This is a genomic window from Microbacterium sp. ZXX196, from assembly GCF_009709595.1.
GTDB classification, from domain to species: Bacteria; Actinomycetota; Actinomycetes; order Actinomycetales; family Microbacteriaceae; genus Microbacterium; species Microbacterium excoecariae.
Map to the genome: position 1 here is coordinate 120,390 of NZ_WMEE01000006.1, position 17,770 is coordinate 138,159.

Annotated in this window: 16 protein-coding genes; 7 read left to right on the forward strand and 9 right to left on the reverse strand. The window is 72.1% G+C overall.

The features are described from left to right. The first annotated feature begins 5 nt into the window (after positions 1-5). Positions 6-479, forward strand: coding sequence for a DUF3093 domain-containing protein (locus tag GJQ66_RS07645; RefSeq protein ID WP_155048730.1), 474 nt, complete (start codon positions 6-8; stop codon positions 477-479). Between the two features lie 5 nt (positions 480-484). Here GJQ66_RS07645 and GJQ66_RS07650 read toward each other — a convergent pair whose 3' ends face one another. Next, complete coding sequence (locus GJQ66_RS07650) at positions 485-775, reverse strand: DUF4193 domain-containing protein (protein WP_155048731.1); 291 nt, start codon at positions 773-775, stop codon at positions 485-487. Positions 776-1,082: 307 nt separating this feature from the next. Here GJQ66_RS07650 and sepH point away from each other — a divergent pair, with 307 nt between their 5' ends. Continuing rightward, on the forward strand, positions 1,083-2,054 hold the full coding sequence (gene sepH, locus GJQ66_RS07655; RefSeq protein WP_155048732.1) for a septation protein SepH: 972 nt from the start codon (positions 1,083-1,085) through the stop codon (positions 2,052-2,054). A gap of 3 nt (positions 2,055-2,057) precedes the next feature. Here sepH and GJQ66_RS07660 read toward each other — a convergent pair whose 3' ends face one another. Further along, positions 2,058-3,179, reverse strand: coding sequence for an alkaline phosphatase family protein (locus GJQ66_RS07660; protein ID WP_155048733.1), 1,122 nt, complete (start codon positions 3,177-3,179; stop codon positions 2,058-2,060). Between the two features lie 99 nt (positions 3,180-3,278). Here GJQ66_RS07660 and GJQ66_RS07665 point away from each other — a divergent pair, with 99 nt between their 5' ends. Next, positions 3,279-5,735, forward strand: coding sequence for a DNA topoisomerase (ATP-hydrolyzing) subunit A (locus GJQ66_RS07665; RefSeq protein ID WP_230379424.1), 2,457 nt, complete (start codon positions 3,279-3,281; stop codon positions 5,733-5,735). Positions 5,736-5,741: 6 nt separating this feature from the next. On the opposite strand, the gene GJQ66_RS07670 is transcribed toward GJQ66_RS07665, so the two are convergent. Next, a complete protein-coding gene (locus tag GJQ66_RS07670; RefSeq protein WP_155048734.1) occupies positions 5,742-6,677 on the reverse strand; it encodes a LysR family transcriptional regulator in 936 nt (311 codons plus the stop codon). A 71-nt stretch (positions 6,678-6,748) separates the two neighbouring features. Between GJQ66_RS07670 and GJQ66_RS07675 the strand changes: the two genes are divergently transcribed. Continuing rightward, the gene (locus GJQ66_RS07675; RefSeq protein WP_155048735.1) at positions 6,749-7,645 is read left to right on the forward strand and encodes a DMT family transporter; all 897 of its coding nucleotides are present in this window, start codon (positions 6,749-6,751) and stop codon (positions 7,643-7,645) included. Positions 7,646-7,654: 9 nt separating this feature from the next. Here GJQ66_RS07675 and GJQ66_RS07680 read toward each other — a convergent pair whose 3' ends face one another. Next, positions 7,655-9,748 carry a type IIA DNA topoisomerase subunit B gene (locus GJQ66_RS07680; RefSeq protein ID WP_368732789.1) on the reverse strand — a complete coding sequence of 698 codons (2,094 nt, stop codon included), beginning with the start codon at positions 9,746-9,748 and terminating at the stop codon, positions 7,655-7,657. Positions 9,749-9,931: 183 nt separating this feature from the next. Between GJQ66_RS07680 and GJQ66_RS07685 the strand changes: the two genes are divergently transcribed. Further along, complete coding sequence (locus tag GJQ66_RS07685) at positions 9,932-10,150, forward strand: hypothetical protein (RefSeq protein ID WP_155048736.1); 219 nt, start codon at positions 9,932-9,934, stop codon at positions 10,148-10,150. A gap of 70 nt (positions 10,151-10,220) precedes the next feature. Here GJQ66_RS07685 and GJQ66_RS07690 read toward each other — a convergent pair whose 3' ends face one another. Continuing rightward, positions 10,221-11,279, reverse strand: coding sequence for an alanine racemase (locus GJQ66_RS07690; RefSeq protein WP_155048737.1), 1,059 nt, complete (start codon positions 11,277-11,279; stop codon positions 10,221-10,223). Then, positions 11,276-11,944 carry an alanine racemase C-terminal domain-containing protein gene (locus GJQ66_RS14095; protein WP_196215836.1) on the reverse strand — a complete coding sequence of 223 codons (669 nt, stop codon included), beginning with the start codon at positions 11,942-11,944 and terminating at the stop codon, positions 11,276-11,278. The genes GJQ66_RS07690 and GJQ66_RS14095 overlap by 4 nt, the downstream gene beginning before the upstream one ends. An 86-nt stretch (positions 11,945-12,030) precedes the next feature. Between GJQ66_RS14095 and GJQ66_RS07700 the strand changes: the two genes are divergently transcribed. Continuing rightward, positions 12,031-13,056, forward strand: coding sequence for a sugar-transfer associated ATP-grasp domain-containing protein (locus GJQ66_RS07700; protein ID WP_155048738.1), 1,026 nt, complete (start codon positions 12,031-12,033; stop codon positions 13,054-13,056). A 64-nt stretch (positions 13,057-13,120) separates the two neighbouring features. Here GJQ66_RS07700 and GJQ66_RS07705 read toward each other — a convergent pair whose 3' ends face one another. The 3 genes from GJQ66_RS07705 to GJQ66_RS07715 all read right to left on the reverse strand — a co-directional run bounded on the left by GJQ66_RS07705 (position 13,121) and on the right by GJQ66_RS07715 (position 16,217). Then, positions 13,121-13,813 carry a coenzyme F420-0:L-glutamate ligase gene (locus tag GJQ66_RS07705; RefSeq protein ID WP_155048781.1) on the reverse strand — a complete coding sequence of 231 codons (693 nt, stop codon included), beginning with the start codon at positions 13,811-13,813 and terminating at the stop codon, positions 13,121-13,123. Beyond that, positions 13,813-15,072, reverse strand: a complete 1,260-nt coding sequence (locus GJQ66_RS07710) for an RNA polymerase sigma factor (RefSeq protein ID WP_368732790.1) — start codon at positions 15,070-15,072, stop codon at positions 13,813-13,815. Before GJQ66_RS07710 ends, GJQ66_RS07705 begins: the two co-directional genes overlap by 1 nt. Positions 15,073-15,290: 218 nt before the next feature. After that, positions 15,291-16,217 (reverse strand): proteasome assembly chaperone family protein, encoded by a 927-nt coding sequence (locus tag GJQ66_RS07715; protein ID WP_155048740.1) that lies wholly within the window; start codon positions 16,215-16,217, stop codon positions 15,291-15,293. 68 nt (positions 16,218-16,285) lie between these two features. Between GJQ66_RS07715 and GJQ66_RS07720 the strand changes: the two genes are divergently transcribed. After that, on the forward strand, positions 16,286-17,767 hold the full coding sequence (locus GJQ66_RS07720) for a leucyl aminopeptidase (protein WP_155048741.1): 1,482 nt from the start codon (positions 16,286-16,288) through the stop codon (positions 17,765-17,767). Positions 17,768-17,770 lie beyond the last annotated feature (3 nt).

The following is a 17,770-nucleotide window of genomic DNA, read 5'->3' on the forward strand; positions in this document are numbered from 1 at the left end:
GGGTAATGCAGATCTCTTCCCCCACCCCCCGCGCGGCGCGCGGCTACCGCGAGCGCCTGACGCCGTCCCTGAAGGTTCTCGCCGGGTCGGCGACTGTGGCACCGATGGTGGCCCTCGTGTTCGTGCAGTACAGCGCCGTCGCGGCGCTCACGCTCGGAATCGCCACCGCCGTGCTACTCGTGGCCGCGCTGGTCTGGGCGGCGCCCGTCGTGCGCGTTGAGGCCGGCGAGCTTCGCGCCGGTCGTGCGCACATCGACCTGGGGTTCCTGGGAGAGCCCGTGGCCCTGACGGGAGCCGAGGCGGCGCACGCACGCGGAGCCGGCCTGGATCCGCGCGGCTGGTATCTGCTTCGCGGCGGGATCGCCGGCGTCGTGATCGTGCCGAACACCGACCCCGACGACCCGGTGCGAACCTGGACCGTCTCGACGCGCACGCCGGATCGCCTGGCAGCGGCGATCCGGCGTGCGCGGGGGGCCTGAGGGCGTCAGGCCGCGCAGTCGGTGCAGATCGGGCCCGCGGCTTCGGCGTGGTCCAGCTGCGAACGGTGCTTCACGAGGAAGCAGCTCATGCAGGTGAACTCGTCCTGCTGCGGCGGAAGCACGACCACGTCGAGCTCGACGTTCGAGAGGTCGTTGCCGCCCAGCACGAAGCTGGGGTTGTCGGCATCCTCGCTCTCGATCGAGGTGGTCTGCGTCGAGCGCGCGGCCTTCAGGGCCTCGATGGACTCGTTGCCTTCGTCCTCGTTCTTGCGCGGTGCGTCGTAATCGGTAGCCATCGTGAGCGCGTCACTTCTTTCGTGGTCTGTGGGGTGGAGCGTCCGCGTCGCGCCAGGCGCGCGCGGGAGGGCCGGGCGCGTCGATCTGCGTCGTCAGGATGGGACGACGATCGGGCGTCGCGTCCGCGGCGGCCATAGTTTGCACGAGTCGCGCGATAATCGCAAATGAACGCGGGCGTGGGGCGCGCCGGATCCCTCACCCCGCCAAACGCGCGCCACGCGCGCTCTATTCCCGGATTCGGCGGCGGGGCGTGACACCATTGCTCCGGTCGCCCGCGCGCGGGGCGCGCAGGCGGAGAGGAGCAGGATGGAACACCTGACCATCGTGGGCACCGAGGGACAGCGTCTCGTCCTGGCCACGGAACACGGACAGCGCTTCACTCTCGACATCGATGACATGCTGCGCTCGGAGATTCGCCGAGCCCAGACCGCCACCGACCCGAAGCCGCGCGACGCCGGCCCGAGTCCCCGCGAGATCCAGGCGCACATTCGGCGCGGCCTCGCCGCGGAGGACGTCGCCGAACTCCTGGGTTGCCCCGTCGAGCGCGTGCGCCTCTTCGAGGGGCCGGTGCTGGCCGAGCGCGAGCACATCGTCGGGCGCGCGCTCGCGATGCCGGTGCTGACGGGGATCCAGCTCGACCAGGACGAGAACCCGACGTTCGGGACGGCGATCCGTCAGAAGCTGTCGGAGCTCGCCGCGACGGGCGAGCGGTGGACGAGCTGGAAGGAGGACGACGGCTGGGTCGTCAAGCTCGTCTTCGCGTCCGCCGGCGTCGAACACGACGCGCGCTGGTCCTACGAGCCGCGCCGGAGCGCGCTCGCCCCCGCGAATGACGATGCCGCGCAGCTCTCCCGCCAGGGGCGCATGCCCGAGGGGCTCATCCCCCGTCTCCGGGCCCTCGACGTCGTCGAGGGGAAGGATGCTTCCTCGTTCGACGCCGAGGCCTTCCAGGAGGAGCAGGCCGCCCCCGAGCCCAACGAGCAGCCCGCCGCCGACACGGCAGACCTGCTCGAAGCGCTGCGGCGGCGGCGCGGTCAGCGCGAGGCGCCGCCCGCGCCGCAGGACGACGAGGTGCGCGACGCGCGCCCGGTCGCGATTCTCGGGCAGCCCGCGACGCCGACGCCCCCCTCCTCAGCCGACGAGACCGAGAGCGACGAGCCGAAGGAGGACGCCCCCGAGCCCGAGTCGGGGCCCGGCCACGACGGCACCCGCCGTCGCGGGCGCCCGGCGATGCCCTCCTGGGACGAGATCGTCTTCGGGGCACGCACAGACGACTAAGGCTCAGTCGGCGTAGCCGCCCGCGCGAATGAGCGGGACGGTCATCTCCTCGGGAGTGGTCGAGCCGTGCTGGCCGATCATCCGCTGCGGCCGTTTGTCGTCCAGGCGATCGTCGTAGAAGGCCCACGCGCCGCGCGCGGCCACCAGCACGTCGCCGATGCGCCCGCGCACGCCCGCGGCGACCTCGCCGAACAGGCCCGCGTCGACCGCCGCCGAGCCGAGGGATACGTCGGCCGCGGGCCCGGAGTCCTCGGCCCATGCGCGCGCGATGTCCGCGGGATCCGCCCCGGGTTCCGCGTACAGGTGGAGGAGGCGCGGCTCCCCGCCGATGTGGCGCACGCCGACGAGGCGGCGGTCGCCATCGCGGAGCAGGACGTGCCGATGGCTCGGCACGTCCACCATGCCGTGATCCGCCGTGACGATCGCCCCGACCTCGCGCGGCATCGTGAACAGCGGCGCAAGCGCCTGGTCGATCGCCTCGAGCGACGCGCGCCACTGAGGGGAGTCGACGCCGAATCGGTGTCCGGCCTGGTCGAGCTCTGGGGCATAGCAGTACACGAACGCCCCCGGCTCGGCGCTCGCGAGCGCGACCGCGACGCGCACGCGCTGCGCGAGATCGTCCTCCGACACGTACTCGGCGCCGCGCAGGATCGCGGCGGTCAGGCCGCTCGCGCGATACGCGCTCATGCCGACGGCGTAGCGCGGCCCCGGCGCGGACTCGAAGACCGTGGCGGCTCGTTGCCACAACCGCGGATCGATCAGGCCGGAGTCGAAGCCCGAGAGCTGATTGACGAGGCGATCCGCGTCGGGGTCGAGCGCGCGGTACCCAACGAGGCCGTGGGCGCCGGGCGACGCTCCCGTGAGGATGCTCGTCAGCGCCGCGGCCGTCGTCGAGGGGAACACGGTGCGCGCCACGTGCGATCGGGGCATGGCCTGGGCCAGGCGCCGGGCGTGCGCCCTGTGGGCACGGAGGGGGATGGCCCCCAGCCCGTCCACCACGACGAGGACGGCCGACCGCACGGGACCCAGCCACGTGCCGTCGCCCGAAAGCGTGCGGATCATCTCGGGCGCCACTCCGGTGAGGCTGGGGGCCCGCTCGGGGCCCGCCGGTAGGATCGAGTGCATCCGGGCCAGTCTCCCACAGCGGGTCTTCCGGGCGACGGCGACCGCGTTGCGCCCGCCGACGTGCACGGCCCGCTCACCCGATCGCACAGAGAGGTCTGCATGGCGCGCAAGCAGGCACCCGCCGAACCCGCGAACGAGCGCATCGAGGACGTCCCGCTCGAGTCCGAGATGCAGGGGTCGTACCTCGAATACGCGTACTCCGTGATCTATTCGCGCGCGCTCCCGGACGCGCGCGACGGGCTCAAGCCCGTCCAGCGCCGCATCCTCTACCAGATGGCCGACATGGGGCTGCGCCCCGAGCGCGGGCACGTCAAAAGCGCCCGCGTGGTCGGCGAGGTCATGGGAAAGCTCCACCCGCACGGCGACAGCGCGATCTACGACGCGCTCGTGCGCCTGTCCCAGGACTTCGCGATGCGGGTGCCGCTGGTCGACGGCCACGGAAACTTCGGATCCCTCGACGACGGCCCGGCGGCGGCGCGGTACACGGAGGCGCGCCTCGCCCGCCCCGCGATGCGCATGACGGAGCACCTCGACGAGGACGTCGTGGACTTCGTGCCGAACTACGACGGCCAGTTCATGCAGCCGGAGGTTCTCTCCTCGGCGTATCCGAACTTGCTCGTCAACGGTGCCACCGGCATCGCCGTCGGCATGGCGACCAACATGGCGCCGCACAACCTCGGCGAGGTCGTCGCGGCCGCGACCCACCTGCTCGACCACCCTGATGCCACGACCCAGGAGCTCATGGAGTTCGTCCCGGGGCCGGACTTTCCCTCGGGCGGAATCCTCATGGGACTCGACGGCGTGCGCGACGCCTACGAGCGCGGCCGCGGGTCGGTCAAGGTGCGCGCGCGCGCCCAGATCGAGCAGATCGGGCCGCGGCGCACCGGCATCGTCGTGACCGAGCTGCCGTACATGGTCGGCCCGGAGCGCGTCATCGAGAAGCTCAAGGATGCGGTGCAGTCGAAGAAGCTGCAGGGCGTCAGCGACGTCAACGACCTGAGCGACCGCCACCACGGGCTGCGGCTCGTGATCGGCGTGAAGACGGGGTTCGATCCCGAGGCCGTCCTCGAGCGCCTCTATCGCCTCACGCCGCTCGAGGATTCCTTCGGCTTCAACAACGTCGCGCTCGTCGACGGCCAGCCGTCGACGCTCGGCCTCCGCGACATGCTCGTGGTGTACGTCAACCATCGCATCGACGTCGTCACGCGGCGCTCGCGGTTCCGCCTCGCCCGCCGGCAGGAGCGCCTGCACCTCGTCGCCGGCCTGCTCATCGCGATCCTCGATATCGACGAGGTCATTCAGGTCGTCCGCTCCTCCGAGACCACCGAGGAAGCGCGCACCCGCCTGCAACAGGTCTTCGACCTGTCGGAGGTGCAGGCCGAGTACATCCTCGAGCTCCGCCTGCGCCGGCTGACGAAGTTCTCGCGCCTCGAGCTGGAGAAGGAGCGCGATGAGCTCCTCGCCGAGATCGCCGCGCTCGAGGAGCTGCTGGCGTCCGACGAGCGGATCCGCGCGCAGGTCGCCGCCGAGCTCGCGGAGGTCGCGGACGAGCTGGGGACGCCCCGCCGAACGGTGCTCCTCAACGCCCGGCCCGCGGCGAAGCGCCCGTCGGCGAAGGGCGACGCCGATCTGCAGATTGCCGACGGGCCGACCCTCGTCGCGCTCTCCGCGACGGGGCGCGCCGTGCGCATCGACACTCCAGAGGGTGAGCCCGTGCGCGCGCCGTCGCGCCGGGCCAAGCACGACGCGATCGCGTCGACGGCGCGCGGCACGGTGCGGGGCGAGCTCGGCGCGTTGACGTCGCTCGGGCGCCTCGTGCGCTTCCACCCCATCGACCTGCCGTCCGTTCCCCCGGCCTCGATCTCGCTCAGCGCGGGGGTGCTCCTCCGCGATTACATCGGGCTGACCGACCGCGCCGAGTCGATCGTTTCGCTCGTCGAGCTGGCCGGCGAGACGCCGGTCGCGCTCGGCACCGCCCTCGGCACCGTCAAGCGATTCGTCCCCGCCGCCGTTCCTCCCAAGCCGGAGACGAGCGTGATCGCGCTGAAGCCGGGCGATCGCGTGGTGGGGTCGACCCTGGCCGACGACGACGCCGATCTCGTCTTCGTCACGACCGACGCCCGCCTGCTGCGCTTCGGCGCGGGCCTCGTGCGCCCGCAGGGCGCGACCGCGGGCGGCATGGCGGGCATCAAGCTCGCGCCGGGCGCGGAGGTGCTGTTCTTCGGCTCTGCGAGCGGCGACGGGAGCGTCGTCGTCACCGTCTCGGCCGCGGAGGGAACCCTCGACGGCACGGACGCCGGCCGCGCGAAGATCTCGGACTTCGGCGAGTTCCCGTCGAAGGGGCGGGCGACGGGCGGCGTGCGGGCGCACGCGTTCCTGAAGGGCGAGGACCGCCTCCGCGTCGCGTGGGTCGGGCCCGACCCCGCCTACGCGGTCGACGCCAAGGGATCCGTCCGACGCCTCCCGCTCACGCTCTCCAAGCGCGACGGGTCCGGCCAGCCGCTCGAGGCGACCGTCGACGCGATCGGGCGAGCTCTCTCCGTCGACATTCCGTAGGCGGGTTCACGCCTCGAACCGCACCGTCCAGGCGGGAGGCCCGGGGTGCGCGGCCTCCAGCGCCTCGCCGAGCGCCGCGCGGAAAGCGGCGACGGCGGGGTGCTCCGACCGGCCCGCGCGGACGGCCGTGTATAGCACGCGGTGCGGGTCGCCCGGGAGGCCCACGAGCGAGAGCCCGTCCAGGTGCGGGGTGGCGAGGAGCGCCGGGATGAACGCCGCGGCGTGACCCGTGCGCACAAGGTGCGCGTGGAGCAGGAGGTCGGGGCTCTCGAACCGGACCCGCGGCTCGAATCCCGCGCGCCGGCAGACGCCCCGCGCCCAGCGTCCCGTCGCCGTGTCCTCGGGGTCGAGGACCCACGGCACGTCCGCGAGATCCGTCAGGCGGCGCGGCCGGCGACCCAGCGACCCGTCGGGCGGGAGCACGAGGCAAAGCGGATCCGAGAGCAGGTCGGAGCGATCCACACCCGGGCGCACCTGCTCGGGAATCCCGGGGTACTCCTCCCCCAGAATGAGGTCGAACGCGTGCGAGAGCAGCCCGTCGTATGCGCGCGCGTGCTCGCGCTGAGTGATCTCGATCTCGAGGTCCGGGTGGCGGCGGGCGAGGATGTCGAGCGCGGCGGGCGCCAGCGCCAGCACGACGCTCTGGAAGGACGCCGCGTGCAGTCGGCCCGTCACGGGCCCCTCGCCGCGCACCAGCTCGACCTCCGCGCGCTCGAGCTCGGCCAGCGCCCCGTCGGCGCGCTGCACGAGGCGCTCCGCGGCCGAGGTGAGCCGCACGCTGCGGCCCGTGCGCTCGAGCAGCGCCACCCCCGTCTCGCGCTCGAGGAGGGCGAGCTGTTGCGAGACCGCGGAGGGCGTGTATCGCAGCGCTCCGGCGACCGCGGCGATCGTCCCCCGCCGCGACAGCTCGCTGAGCAGGCGCAGGCGCGGGAGGCTCAGCATAAGATCACGTTACCCTTCTGCGTTATAAACATGCGCTGGTGTGATGCTAACGGGTCGCGCAGACTGGATCCATGCCCGCTTCCGCGCCCCGCATCGGGGTCCTCGCCGTCATGGGATCCTGCCTCTCCCTGCAGGTCGGCGCGGCCGTCGCGATGCAGCTGTTTCCGACGCTCGGGCCGTGGGGCGTGACGGCCGTGCGGCTCACGGTCGCCGCCGTTATCCTCTGTGCGGTCGCGCGGCCGGCGATCGTGGCGTGGGACCGTCACCAGTGGCGGGCCGTCGCGGTCTACGGCGTCACGCTCGGCGGCATGAACGCGTTCTTCTACGCGGCCATCGAGCGCCTGCCGCTCGGCCCGGCCGTCGCGATCGAGTTCCTCGGCCCGCTCGCCCTCGCGGCCGCGCTGTCGCGGCGCGCGCGGGAGCTCGCGCTCGTCGGCGTGGCGCTCGCGGGCATGGGGCTGCTCGCGCTCGACGGCATCCTCGGCGCGGAGCCCCTGGATCCGCTCGGCGTCGGGCTCGTCCTCGTCGCGGCCGCGTTGTGGGCCGGCTACATCCGGTCGGGCGCCCAGGTCGCCGGGCGGGTGCCCGGGATGGGAGGCCTCGCCGCGGGCCTCGCCGTCGCCTCGATCTGCCTGATCCCGTTCGGCGCGCCGGCCATGACGCGCCTCGCCCTCGAGCCGAGCCTCATCCCGCTGGCTCTCGCGACCGCGGTATTCGCCTCGGTGCTCCCCTATTCGCTCGAGCTCGTCGCCCTGCGTCGCCTGCCCGAGCGCGTTTTCGGCGTGCTCCTCAGCCTCGAGCCGGTCTTCGCGGCACTCGTAGGCTGGGCGCTATTGGCGCAGGGCATGACGTGGTTGCGCGCCGCGGCGATCGCGCTGGTCGTCGTCGCCAGCGCCGCCGTCACGCTGGGCGCGCGCGACGGGGCGCCGAACCGCACCGCGCCGCGCCGCCGGGGTCTGCGCGTGTGAGGACGCGGCCTACGCGTCGATCGCATCCTTGTCCAGCTGCGCGGCGCCCCGCACGATGAAGTCCCGCCGCGGTGCCACCTCGTTCCCCATCAGCATCTCGAACACGTGGCCCGCTGCCTCGGCGTCCTCCATGCGCACCCGCCGGAGGAGGCGCCCGTCGCGCGACATCGTCGTGTCGGCGAGCTGATCGGCGTCCATCTCACCGAGGCCCTTATAGCGCTGAATCGGCTCAAGCCAGCGCTTGTTCTGCTTGCGCAGGCGCGCGAGGAGCGCGTCCAGCTCCCGGTCGCTGTACGTGTAGATCGTCTCGTTCGGCCGGGATCCCGGGTTCACCACGATCACGCGATGGAGCGGCGGGACGGCGGCGTACACCCGCCCGTGCTCGATCAGCGGCCGCATGTATCGATAGAACAGCGTCAGCAGCAAGGTGCGGATGTGCGCCCCGTCGACGTCCGCGTCGCTCATCATGATGACCTTGCCGTAGCGGGCCGCGTCGATGTCGAAGGTGCGACCGGATCCGGCCCCCACCACCTGGATCAGCGCCGCGCACTCCGCGTTGGAGAGCATGTCGCCGATCGAGGCCTTCTGCGTGTTGAGGATCTTGCCTCGGATCGGGAACAGCGCCTGGTACTCGCTATCCCGCGCCTTTCGCGCCGTCCCGAGGGCCGAGTCGCCCTCGACGATGAACAGCTCCGAGTTCGAGACGTCGTTCGACCGGCAGTCGATGAGCTTCGCGGGGAGCGAGGAGGATTCGAGCGCGTTCTTGCGCCTCTGCGTCTCCTTGTGCGCTCGCGCCGAGACCCGCGCCTTCATCTCGCTGACGACCTTGTCGAGCAGCATGGACACCTGGTTCTTGTCGTCGCGCTTCGTGGAGGCGAAGCGAGCCTTCATCCCCTCCCGCACGACCTTCGCGACGATCGAGCGCACCGCGGGTGTGCCGAGCACCTCCTTCGTCTGGCCCTCGAACTGCGGTTCGGGGACCGAGACGGTCAGCACCGCGGTGAGGCCCGCGAGCACGTCGTCCTTCTCAAGCTTGTCCGATCCCACCTTGAGCCGGCGCGCGTTCTTCTCGACCTCGGCGCGCAGCTGCTTCGTGAGCTCCTGCTCGAAGCCCTGCTGGTGCGTGCCGCCCTTCGGCGTCGCGATGATGTTCACGAACGAGCGGGTAATCGTGTCGTAGCCGGTTCCCCAGCGCAACGCGATGTCCACCGCGCACTCGCGCTCGACCTCCTGGGAACGCAGGGATCCGTCGGCCTGGAGCGTCGGGACCGTCTCCGTGAAGGAGCCGGTGCCCTCGAGGCGCCACGTGTCGGTGACGGGCGCGTCCGTCGACAAGAACTCGACGAACTCGGAGATCCCGCCGTCGAACCGGTACGCGGTCTCCGCGACGTCGCCCTCGGCCTCCGCCGCCTGGCGTTCATCGCGCAGGACGATCTCGAGCCCCGGGACGAGGAACGCGGTCTGGCGCGCGCGCGTGACCAGGTCGTCGTACTGGAACGCGGCGTCTCGGGTGAAGATCTGGCGGTCCGCCCAGTACCGCACTCGGGTCCCCGTCACGCCGCGCGCGGCCTTCCCGATCACGCGCAGCTCGCTGCCGTTGTCGAAGGGTCGGAATGGCGCGTCCGGCCGCGGGTCGCCGTCGTCGTCGAAGACACCCGGCTCGCCGCGCCGGAAGGACATCGCGTACGTCCGCCCGCCGCGGTCGACCTCGACGTCGAGGCGCTCGCTGAGCGCGTTCACGACGGAGGCGCCCACACCGTGCAGGCCCCCCGAGGCGGCGTACGAGCCGCCGCCGAACTTTCCGCCGGCGTGGAGCTTCGTGAACACGACCTCGACGCCGGTCAACCCGGTGCGGGGCTCGACGTCGATCGGCACGCCGCGACCCCGGTCCTGCACCTCGACGCTGCCGTCCGCGCGCAGCACGACGACGATGCGGTCGCCGTTGCCGGCGACGGCCTCGTCGACCGAGTTGTCGATGATCTCCCAGAGGCAATGCATGAGACCCGGCGAGCCGTTCGACCCGATGTACATTCCGGGTCGCTTGCGGACGGCCTCCAGGCCCTCGAGCACCTGGAGATGGTGGGCGGAGTACTCAGCGGTCACAGCATTCGATCCTATCTTCGAGCGGCGCCCGCCGCCGGGGGCGACACCCTGACCGCCGGCCGCGCGTACGCCGCTGGCGAAACGCGGCGGAATGCTCGGGCATTCGGGATGATTTCCCGGCGAGGCGTGGTTGTATGTAGCGCAACACGCACCGGATGGGCACCCAACTAAGGAGGCAGCACGATGACTGCGACAACCGCCGACGCACCCGTCACGCACCGCCTGACCGCCGCAGACCGCTGCGACGCCTGCGGCGCCCAGGCCTACATCGCGGCGGAGGTGGGCGGCAGCGAGCTGCTGTACTGCGCGCACCACGGCCGTAAGTTCGAAGAGAAGCTGCGTGCCGTCGCCACGGCATGGCACGACGAGACCGACCGGCTCGCCGCTGAAGCGGCCAGCTGACGCCCCTCAGGGCAGTGGCGCCGTTTCCCGCGAAGCGCGGGGAACGGCGCCATCGTCGTCTGGGCCGGGGCTATCGGGCGGCAGCGCTTCCCACGTAGACGCGCGGCACGAGGCGGGACACCCGGAGCAGCGGCTCCTCGCCGACCGTTCCGATCGCTTCGCCCAGGTCGGTCGGCGTCGGCTCGCCGTGCGCGCCCGTGCCGAAGAGCACGACCTCGTCGCCGACCGCCGCGCCGGGCCACGACGCGATGCGCGCGGCGAACGCGTCGACCGCCTCGACGGCGCGCGCGCCGGCCGGCGTCCCCGCCGCGACCCGGCCCGCGGCCGTGGACGGATACCCGTCGACAAAACCCATGCCCACGATCACGCCGTCGTCGTCCACCTCGGTCACGCGCGCGACGAGCGACGCCGCGGGAGCGATGCCGGCGATTTCCGGCCCGTCCGCCGAGCGGATCCCGTAGCAGAACGCCCCGACGCGCACGAGCTCGTAGCGAAACTCGGGCCGCGCCCACGCCGCCGCGCTCGCGGCGAGGTGGCGCACCTCCGGGCGCAGGCCCGCCTCACGCGCGACCGCGACGGCCGCGTCGAACGCGGAGCGCGACGCGTCGTCTTCCGCATCGGAGGCCTCCGCGATGTGGCTCCAGATCCCGGCGACGCGGACGGCGCCGGTGGACTCCCACGCCGCGGCGCGCGCGCAGAAGGCCCGCCACCGCTCGGGGCGCACCCCGTTGCGGTGGAGCCCCGTGTCGATCTTCAGGTGCACGCGCGCCGTCACGCCGGCCGCCCGCGCCGCCGCGGCGACGCGCTCGAGGTAGTCCTCATCGCCGACACCCAGCTCGAGACCGCCCGCGACGGCGCGCCGCGCCTCGTCTTCCGGGACCGTCATCCAGGCGATCACGCGCGCCCGCCCGTCGGCTGCCCGCGCCGCGCGCAACGCGCTCGGAACGTCGATGCCCCCGAACCAGCGCGCGCCCGCCACAAGTCCCGCGGCAACGACCTCGTCGACGCCGAGCGCATACGCGTCGTCCTTGATGACGACCAGCGCCTCGGCCGGGGCCATGCGCGCGCGCACCGCCCGAATGTTGGCCACGAGGCGCGCGCGATCGACGCGCAGCTCGCCCGCGATCATGCGACGACCTCCCTGGCGCCGCCGAGGCCCACCGCCGCCACCACCTCGAGCGGAGACCAGCCCGTCGCCTCGCACCACGCGGGGAGCAGATCCGCCGCGCCGGATCCGAAAAACACCGCCTCGTCGCCCGCCGCCACCGGCAGCGCGCCGATGTCGACGACGCACACGTCCATCGCCACGCGGCCCACGATGGGGCACCGCTCGCCGCCCAGGAGGACGAACGCCCGCCCGCCGATGGCGCGGGCGATGCCCTGGGCATAGCCGCCGACCACGAGCGCGACGCGCGTGCGGGCGGTGGCGCGGTGACGATACCCGTACGAGACGCCGTCGCCCGGCTCGAGGGGCTTCGTCTGGAGAACGGCGCCCGCGGCGGTCATGGCGGGCGTCCCGCCGGCGAGGCCGAAGACGGTCGCGCGATCCAGCGGATCCGCCTCTGGGGCGAACGTCAGCTGGCGCGGTGCGTCGCCGCCGTCCGTGATGGCGTGGCGCACGCCCGCGTCCGCCGCCACCTCGGCGACGAGGTCCGCGCCGTGGCCGCACGCGTCGCGACGCAGATCGATCGCCCCGGCGGGGTTCGCGTCGCGGGCCGCGCGGATCCCGCGGGCGAGCGCCGCGCGGGAGACACGCACGCGCGGGGCGCTGATGCTCAGAGTCGTCGCACTCATCCGACCTAGACTAGGCCGCGCCCGCCTGATCGCGCGCCGAGCGCGCCGCCGGGAGGCACGCCCCTTTCCGCCGACACGGAGGACTCATGCCCGCCAACGGCCTCGCCCTCGGACCCAAGCTGCGCTACCTCGCCGAGCGCGCCCGACGCATCGACATCGGATCCGTCGTCTCCCGCGCCCGGGAGGTGCACGCGCACCACGGCAAGGCGGTGCCCGCCGTGATCGCCGACATGCTGTGGTCCGCCGCGCGCAAGGACGTGGCGTTTCAGGACTACGTGGACTTTGACTTCGCGATCCTGACCGCCGAGGAGCGCGCGACCTTCATGACGCACCCCGTCTCGGCGCAGCTCGCGCAACGCTTTTCCCAGCCCGCCGGCCGCGCCATCTTCGAGGACAAGATCGCCTTCAATCGGCGCTTCGAGGCCTACCTCCATCGCCCGTACCTCGTGGTCACCCCCGACGGCGCGGACGAGGTGCGCCGCTTCGTGGAGGAGCGCGGCACCGTCATCGCCAAGGTACCCGTGAGCCACATGGGCCTCGGGGTCCGCCGGTACCACGCCGCCGACGTCGAGGACTGGTCGGCGTTCCACCGCCGCCTGCTCGACGCGGGCGAGCTGCTCCTCGAGGACGTCATCGCGCAGCACGACGACCTCGCCGCGGTGTGCCCCGGCACCGTCAACACGACGCGCATCACGGCGTTCTTCGACGGCGAGGACGTGCACATTCTCGCGGTGGCGCAGAAGTTCGGGCGCGGCGAGGTGAGCGACCAGATGTCGTACGGCGGCTTCTACACGATGCTCGACCCCGACACGGGGCACGCGATGAGCGCGGGCTACGACTCGCACGAGAACGTGCACGAGACGCACCCTGACACGGGCTTCCCGATCGCCGAGTTCCAGCTGCCCCGATTCGAGGAGGCCGTCGCGCTGATCGATCGCGCCGCGCGCGAGGTGCCGGAGGTCCAGTACGCCGGGTGGGACGTTGTCGCCACGAACGACGGCCCCGTGCTCGTCGAGGGCAACTGGGGCGCCGGCGTCTATGAGAACAAGCCGAGCGTGTCCGGCGTGCGCACCGGACACAAGCCGCGCTACCGCGCCGCGATCGGGTTCTGACGCGCGAATGACGTGAGGCGCCCGGTCCCCTCGGGGGTCGGGCGCCTCACGTCATGGGAGCGCGCTACGCGGCGCGCCGAATGATGCCGAGCGGCGTGGACTGGTGCCCCTGCCCGAGCGGGTTGTCGCGCAGGATCCGCACGAGCGTGCGCTCGCCGGCCTTGTCGAGCGTCGAGCCGAGGATGTTGCCGCCGATGTCGTTGATGTCGACAACAGCCACATCGCACCCGACGAGCCGCTTCATCTCCGCAGCGACCTCACGCGGCCGTTCCGGCCCCAGGACGACCGCGTCGTTGTAGGGCGGGATCGTGTTCGGTGTCGGCCCGTCGATCGCGCGGGCCTTGTCCCCCGCGATGCGGTAGAAGTCCCCGCGGCGGCCGAAGAGCTTCGTCACGGCGGCGACCGCCGACGCGAACAGGATCCGCGGAGTGCCCACCTCGCGGAGCGCGAACTCCATCGTCTCGGGGATGCCGAGGCCAATGCCGTACGCCGTCTTCGTGACGTAGCGCGAGAGGAACCGCGCGAGCGGGCGGGGCTGAATCTCGCTCATCATGTAGGAGCGGCCCTGCATGATCGCGACGATCTTCTCCGTGATGAAGAGCGTGTCGCCCTCCTCCACCGCGTCGCTCGCGTACTCCCGCACGACATCCGGGAGCTGGTCTCCCGGCATGATGACGCGGGTACGGAGCGGAATCCGCAGGTAGCGCGCGCCGTCGATCTCGACCTCGAGGGCCTTGCCCTCGTTCGCGTCCGCCATCATTCGAGGTAGTCCCGCAGCGACTGCGAGCGGCTCGGGTGGCGCAGCTTCGCCATCGTCTTCGACTCGATCTGGCGGATCCGCTCGCGCGTCACGCCGAAGGTGTCGCCGATCTGGTCGAGCGTCTTCGGCTGACCGTCGCCGAGGCCGAAACGCATCCGGATGACGCCCGCCTCGCGCTCCGAGAGCGAGTCGAGGAGGCTCTCGAGCTGCCGCTGCAGCATCGTGAAGCCCACGGCGTCGGCCGGCACGACCGCCTCCGTGTCCTCGATGAGGTCACCGAACTCGCTGTCGCCGTCCTCGCCGAGCGGGGTGTGCAGCGAGATCGGCTCCCGGCCGTACTTCTGCACCTCGACGACCTTCTCGGGCGTCATGTCGAGCTCCTTGGCGAGCTCCTCGGGCGTCGGCTCGCGGCCGAGGTCCTGGAGCATCTGCCGCTGGACGCGGGCGAGCTTGTTGATGACCTCGACCATGTGCACGGGGATGCGGATCGTGCGGGCCTGGTCGGCCATGGCACGCGTGATGGCCTGGCGGATCCACCACGTCGCGTAGGTGGAGAACTTGAAGCCCTTCGTGTAGTCGAACTTCTCGACGGCGCGAATGAGGCCCAGGTTGCCCTCCTGGATCAAGTCCAGGAACTGCATGCCGCGGCCCGTGTAGCGCTTCGCGAGCGAAACGACGAGGCGGAGGTTCGCGCCGAGCAGGTGGCTCTTCGCCCGCGCGCCGTCGCGCGCGACCCACTGCAGGTCCAGGCCAAGCTGGCTCGACTTCTCGGCCGCCGACATCGCCGACAGCTTCTCCTCCGCGAACAGGCCCGCCTCGATACGCATGGCGAGGTCGACCTCCTCCGCGGCGTTGAGGAGCGGGACCTTACCGATCTGCTTGAGGTAGTCCTTGACGGGATCCGCGGTCGCACCCGTGATCTGGGTGGAGTAGACCGGGACCTCCTCTTCCTCGGACTGGGTGATGACGATGGCGCCCGTCGGGAGCGACTCGTCCGCCGACTGGGCGGCGGGCTTGCCGTCCTCGGCGGACTCGTCGACCTCCGGCGTGTCCTCGCCGATGATCTCGTCGACGACGTCCGCTTTCTTGCGCCCGCCCTTCTTGGGGGCGCCAGCGGCCGCGGACTTCTTGGCGGCGGGCTTCTTCGCCGCGGGCGCCTTCTTCGCGGTGCTCTTCTTGGCCGCCGGCTTCTTCGAAGCGGCGGTCGCCTTCTCGTCGACCTCGTCGGTCGGGGTGGTGTTCGTGGCAGGAGTCACGTTTCGCCTTTCCCCAGGGCCACCGCGCGCCAGCGCCCCGGGTGTGTTCGAGCACGATGAAGACCCTTGTCAAGTCCTTACGCCTGGCGGTGTCGGTGACAACGGGTCCGGATTCTTATTCTCTCATACGTCGGGGTGCGTCATGAACCACGCCGCGGACGCGTCACCGGAGATAAACGACGCGCGTCCGCGAGGTATTCCCTCCCTCGGCGGATCCGCTACGCGCCGCGCTCGTCGTCGGCCGGGCGGTCGGCGAGGAAGCGCTCGAGCTCGGCCGCGAGCTCGTCGGCGCTCGGAAGGTCTCCCTCGACGAAGCCGCCCGAGCGCGGCGTGCCGTCGCGCTCGCCCGCCATGTACGCGTCGAATCGGCGCTCCAACGCCTGGACCATTTGCGCGAGCTCGTCGTTGCGCTCGATCTGCTCGCCGACCCGCTCGAGGTAGGCGCGGTTGTCCTCGCGGAGGGAGTCGAGCCCGAACACGAGCCCGGTCGCCGTCATCAGCCGATCCAGTGCCGCGATTGCGGCGCCCGGATAGACGGTCTCCGCGAGGTAGTGCGGCACGAGCATGACGAAGCCCGCGACGGGGAACCCATCCTCGGACATGCGCATCTCGAGCAGGTGACCGGCGGTGGCGGGCGCCTCCGTGTGCGGCTTCCACACCGAGTGCGCCTGGATCAGGTCGTGACGCGACCCGCTCACCGTCGTCGTGAGCGCGCGCGTGTGCGGCACGGGCATCGCGATCGCGTGGACCCACGTCATCGTCGACACATCGAACTCGTCCGCGAGCGCCAGCACGGCCGCCGCGAATCCGTCCCACGCGAAGTCCGGCTCGTATCCCATCAGGAGGAGGAAGGGCTGGCCGAGCGCGTCGTGGGCCAGGGAGAGCTCGAGCCGCGGCGGCCGGTAGTCCGACAAATGGTCGCGATCGAAGGTGACGATCGGGCGGCGCGCCCGATAGTCCAACAGCGCGTCGTTGTGGAACATCGCGACGGGCTCGGGCTGAAGATCCTCGCGCGCGAAATCGACCACCGCCGAGACCGTCCCGCCCGCGTCGGTGAAACCCGTGAGCAGGACGACGAGCGGGAGCTGGGGCGTCACAACCGGCGCGTTCGCGACGCGCTCGAAGAACTCGGGGATGCGGGCCATCCCTCCATGCTACGAGGGCCGGGGGGCGCACGGGCCCCTCCGGCACAAGCGATACCTAGGATGGGGGCATGCCTCTTCCCGAAATCGCGATCACCCACGCCCCCGTCCCGGCCCACGAAGCCGACGCCCTCGTCCTCGCCGTCCCCGCGCTCGCCGGCTCCGAGCCCACCCCGGGCCTCACGCCCGCCCTCGAGGCGATCGGCTTCACGGGAAAAAAGGGCGCCTTCGCTCGGGTCCACGCGCCGGAGTACACCGCGCTCCCGCTCGCGGTCGTCGGCCTCGGCGCCGACCCCACCGCCGACACGGTGCGCGAGAGCATCGGCGCTGGCGTGCGCCAGCTGACGGGATTCGCCACGATCGCGGTGGCGGTCGCGGCCGAGGTTCCCGACGCGTGGCGCGCCGCGGCCGAGGGCGGCGTCCTGGGCGGGTACGCGTTCGACGGCTACAAGAACGTCTCCGACGAGGCGGCGAATCGCACGCGCCGCGCCACGCGGATCATCGTCCACGCGCCCGAGTCCGTGACGGACGACGACCTGGCCGCCGCGCGCGTCTCGGGCGAGGCCGTCGCGCTCGTCAAGGACCTCGTCTCGACGCCGGCCGATCGTCAGAGCCCCGAGCAGCTGGCCGACACGGCCGCAGTGGTGACCGCCGAGCTCCCGATCCAGGCGACGGTCTGGGATGAGAAGGCCCTCGCCGAGGGTGGCTTCGGCGGCATCCTCGGCGTCGGTCAGGGATCCGACCGCCCGCCGCGCCTCGTGCGGCTCGACTACGCCCCGCAGGGCGCGACGCGCCACGTCGCGCTCGTCGGCAAGGGCATCACGTTCGACACGGGCGGGCTCTCGCTCAAGCCCGCCGCGTCGATGGTCGGCATGCAGGAGGACATGACCGGCGCTGCCGAGGTGCTCGCGGTCGTGCGCGCCGCCGCCCAGCTGAAGCTTCCCGTCCGGGTGACGGGCTGGCTGTGCATCGCGGACAACATGCCCTCGGGGCGCGCGACGCGTCCCGGCGACGTGCTCGTGATGGCCGACGGCACCACGGTCGAGGTCACGAACACGGACGCGGAGGGTCGCCTCGTGATGGCCGACGGCCTCGTGGCCGCGAGCCGCGAGAACCCCGACGTGATCGTCGACGTGGCAACCCTCACGGGAGCGATGGTCGTCGCGCTCGGCACTCGCCACACGGGCGTCATGGGCGAGTCCGACGCGGTCGACGCGTTCCTCCGGTCCGCCGACCGCACGGGCGAGCTCGCGTGGCCGTTCCCCCTCCCCGAGCACATGGAGGAGCAGCTCGACTCGCGCGTCGCCGATCTCCAGAACGCGAACATGGGCAACCGCGCGGGCGGATCGATGTACGCCGGGCTCTTCCTGCAGCGCTTCGTGGGCCGCCGGGATGGCGCGGCGGATGCACCCCGGATCCCCTGGGTGCACCTGGACATCGCCGGATCCGCGATGAGCACGGCAAGCGCGTTCGGGTTCACCGACCGCGGGCCGACCGGGGCCTCCACCCGGGCGCTGATCGACTTCGTCGCCGCCGGCGGCGAGGTTCGCTGAGGC